General features: G+C 61.1%; 3 protein-coding genes. 1 reads left to right on the top strand and 2 read right to left on the bottom strand.

What is annotated here, in order from left to right; all coding sequences use genetic code 11:
- Window positions 1–795 (top strand): LysR substrate-binding domain-containing protein (locus AC0L2C_RS33960; RefSeq protein WP_473525501.1); only part of this gene is annotated, 795 nt, incomplete at its 5' end.
- Window positions 796–1,021: 226 nt separating this feature from the next.
- Here the strand turns inward: AC0L2C_RS33960 and AC0L2C_RS33955 are convergent.
- On the bottom strand, window positions 1,022–1,414 hold the full coding sequence (locus AC0L2C_RS33955) for a TIM barrel protein (protein WP_473525503.1): 393 nt from the start codon (window positions 1,412–1,414) through the stop codon (window positions 1,022–1,024).
- Window positions 1,415–1,855: 441 nt separating this feature from the next.
- Window positions 1,856–2,503 carry a LysE family translocator gene (locus AC0L2C_RS33950; RefSeq protein ID WP_473525502.1) on the bottom strand — a complete coding sequence of 216 codons (648 nt, stop codon included), beginning with the start codon at window positions 2,501–2,503 and terminating at the stop codon, window positions 1,856–1,858.
- Window positions 2,504–2,553: the final 50 nt, after the last annotated feature.

Genomic DNA, 2,553 nt, shown 5'->3' with positions numbered 1-2,553 from the left:
GATGAACTGTTTACGATGAGCGGCCGCGAACGTGTTCTAACCCCACGTGCGGAAACACTCGCCCCCGCTGTTCGCGGGGCACTCTTGAAAATCCAGAGTTCGATTATTTCTTGGGATCCGTTTAATCCGGCTCAGTCCGATCGCCGTTTCAGGATCACCCTTTCCGATTTCGCCACACTCGTGTTTTTTGAAAAGGTCGTGGAGCGTGTTGCGCGCGAAGCACCCGCCGTCAGCTTCGAATTGCTGCCGCTCGACGACGAGCCCGATGAGCTTCTCCGGCGCGGTGACGTCGATTTTCTGATTTGTCCGGAATTGTTCATGTCGAGCGCGCATCCAAGAGCGGCGCTGTTCGACGACACGCTCGTGTGCGTAGGCTGCCCCACGAACAAGCAGCTGCCACAGCAGCTTACATTCGAGAGATACATGTCGATGAGGCACGTTGCGGCCAAGTTCGGGCGGGCGCTGAAGCCCTCCATCGAGGAGCGGTTTTTTCTTGAGCATGGCCTCAAGAGACGTGTCGAGGTTATCGTGCAGGCCTTTAGCATGATCCCGCCGATGGTCTCAGGCACAGCTCGTATAGCGACCATGCCCTTCCGGCTGGTTGAGCATTTCAAGAAAACCTTCCCACTGCAGATCATCGAACTTCCGCTGCCGCTTCCCGCATTTACCGAGGCCCTCCAATGGCCCGCCCTTCACAACAGTGATGCGGCAAGCGTCTGGATGCGAGAGATATTGCTACAGGAGGCGTCTCGAATGAGTTCTCCGCGGGACACCAAAAAGGGTCGCAAGCCCTGATTGACTACCGCGTCTCACACCGGCACTCGTGTCAACAGGCGTGTCGAACGAGATCGATAGTCGCGGAAAGTGCGCCTGCGAGGTCGTCCAGCGGGTGGGCTGCGTCGACAACCGGTGGGAATGAGAAGGGGCCCCCCATAGCCGCCATCAAGCAGCGCCCGGATCTGGCTGCCATTGTCGGAACCGACTAGGACGCGATCCGGGTAAATCCAGTGGATCGGATCGTTCATGGTTGAGATGTGCACGACACCGGCCAGGTCGCAGGAGAAGAACGGCTCCCCGGCGAGCGGTGAAACCTGTCGTGCACGAGGCGGAAGACGGACTGGCCATCAATGGCGGCAATGGCCTTAGCCGCTCCGTTCTTCGATCGAAGCGAGCAGGTCTGGAAGCCCAGCGGCTCAATGAGACCGATCAGGCCGCGCGACTGGAGGATCGGCTTGAGCGCCTTCAAGGCGACGCGGAGATCGCCCCGGCGCTCGCCATTGGCAGGCCAGGAGCCATCGTTGACCGGCACCAGCATGAGCGTCTTGCCTCCGCAGGCCGCCGCATAATCGGCGAGCTTGCTCGCCTCGGCCCTGGGGGCAGGAGTCCACTCGTTGAAGCGCTGCAAGGCATTGATGGAAATAATCCCAACGCCTGCTTCAGCGGCGGCAGACCGGACGTCCGCCGCCGGCTGCCGCGTGCAATAGCATTGCTGTACTGTCGGCTGCGTCGGCTAGGCCCTGGTCGGCAAAAGCGAAAAGTGCCCTGACGTGAAGTCTGGGCGTCGCCATGTGATCGAGTGCAAAGCGGGCGATGCTTGGCGCATGGGCTTAGCTTTCCTATGAAACGGCAGTCATTCTCGGCTGACTGGCTTCTACCGTGCATTGATTCGCGAGGGCCAAAATGATGGTCATGAGGAAGGCGAGGCAGTCGAACTCACGTTTCCCTCACTGTGGTGCCGCGCCTGCTGAGACATCGCCTGAATCGGTGTAATGACCGAAGCTGGCTCGCAGCCATCCATCTGCTTCAAACTAACCCGCCGACCCGGAGAGATGCCCAACCAGATCCGATGCAAAATTCAGGCAGCAGGGTGCTTCGCCAGAGCGAGGCCGACGCCCAGCGCAATCATCGCGCCGCCCGACGCCTCCCTCAGGCGGCGGATCAACCTGGGACGCGCTGCCGCGCCGTCTTGAATGCCGCTGGCCACGAAGGCAACCACGATGTCGGCGAGCGTGTTGAGCGCAATCGACACGGAGCCAAGCACCACGAGTTGCAGAGCTACGTGCCCTGCGCTCGGGTTCACGAACTGCGGAAGGAAGGCTAGAAAAAAGGCTGCCGTCTTCGGGTTGAGAGCCTCGACCAGCACCCCTTCACGAAACGCCCGCCGGGGTCCGACTGAACGCACCGGGGTGCCATCATCGCCAGTCGCTCCCTTGCGGCGCGCGGCTTGAAAGGTGCGAAAGCCTAGCCAGACGAGGTAGACCGCGCCGAACAGCTTCAATGCGGAGAACAGTTCCGAGCTCTCGAGCACGATCGCGGAAACACCTAGGCTTGCTGCGAGGACGTGGATCATGCCCCCCAACCCCGTGCCGAAGCTGGAAGCGATACCCTCCGGACGACCGCCGGCGAGCGTGCGCGCGGCAACGTAGAAGATGCCCGGACCGGGCGTGATGGCGAGCACGGAGGCCGCGGCGAGGTACAGGGCGAATGGGGTCAGTTCTGGCATCATGGGTCGATTCCGACAAAGTTCATGATTATTTTGGGATGAGAGCGGCG

The organism is Mesorhizobium sp. WSM4845 (genome assembly GCF_055811455.1).
This window is presented reverse-complemented; position numbering and strand designations above follow the sequence as displayed.